Genomic DNA, 1219 nt, shown 5'->3' with positions numbered 1-1219 from the left:
TACCAATTGAGCGAGACAGCGCTACGAGAGCTACCCCCAAAAGCAAGCTCCCCACGATAATACCGCCATACCCAAAGTCAGCAAAGAGTTCGAGTAAGTATGACGAACCGTATCCCTCCCCGCCTAAGTAGTTCCAGTGAGCATAATACGACATCGTATGAGCGTACTCGTTACCCCACAAAGCTAGCTCAGCGCTGTTGGTACCCGGCAGAGCTTCGCAGCCCAAAAACGTCTGCCCGATGAAACCTTGAGTGATATTGGAAATAAAAAGACCCATGCTAAAGAATTTAAAACCCAACTGCTGAATCTGCGTATTCACATCAAAGCCGTGCCCTAGTACCGTAAAACTCACACCCTGTTTATACAGAGCATCCAGTATTTGAGAAACGAAACCGTTTGCCTCAGACACCGAATCGGAACGCAGGTAATCCCACATTCCCATAACGAAAATACCCATTGGAGCTGCAATAGCAGCAAAAGCGAGTTCCTTTTTACCAATCCATTTTTCCTGCTTGTCCGTAATATTTCGCAACACATAATAGAGAAGGGAAAACAGGCACGCCATAACAAAATCGGCACGGGAGCCTATCATGAGCATGGGAAGCGTCGTTGCCACATACATAATTAAACATATCGTCGACGGGGTGCGCTTGGGCAAGGTGGCCAAATAAGCACAGAGCATATAGGGAAACATCACATTCAGTAGATCGAGGGCCCACGGCACATAATCACTCGAGACGATGGTGTAGTATTCCTCGTAGTTCTTACCCTGCATATAAGAGAGCTTAATAAACCCCGTAGCCACAGCACCCACAAAACACACCAGAAACAGCACCAAGGCAACCCAGCGAATATAATCGAGTTTTCGCTCCTTTGACAAGGCAGCCCAACCCACTACCTGGCGCAGCGCCATAGGGCCCTGAGCAAAGGAAGCAATACCAAGCTTAGAGCGCTCAGCACGCCTGTGTTCATTGTAGGCACGCAACAGGTCGTAAATTTCTACGCCCACATACAGCGAGATCATAGACAGAAACAACGCCCAAAGAGCAAACGCAGTTGCCTCAGGCGTCGACAGCATCCACCCACGCGTGCTATCAAAAAGCGCCACGGCGGGACGAGATAGCAAGAATAAAGCTATCCCCATATGAAGAAACATGAACAATAAGCGATCGCGCAAATCCATGGTGGCAAATATCACGTTAGCCACAAAAAGGAGAAG

The 1219-nt window shown here is 48.5% G+C and carries 1 protein-coding gene; it reads right to left on the bottom strand.

Going from position 1 to position 1219, the window contains the following annotated elements; translation table 11 throughout:
- The coding region (locus RR842_RS13405; protein ID WP_332730090.1) for an O-antigen polysaccharide polymerase Wzy family protein at positions 1-1183 on the bottom strand (1183 nt) is incomplete at its 3' end.
- Positions 1184-1219 lie beyond the last annotated feature (36 nt).

Source organism: Gordonibacter sp., from assembly GCF_036667095.1.
In the GTDB taxonomy this organism is placed as follows: domain Bacteria; phylum Actinomycetota; class Coriobacteriia; order Coriobacteriales; family Eggerthellaceae; genus Gordonibacter.
Note: the sequence above shows the minus strand (reverse complement) of the source record. Positions and strands in the feature narration are given on the sequence as shown.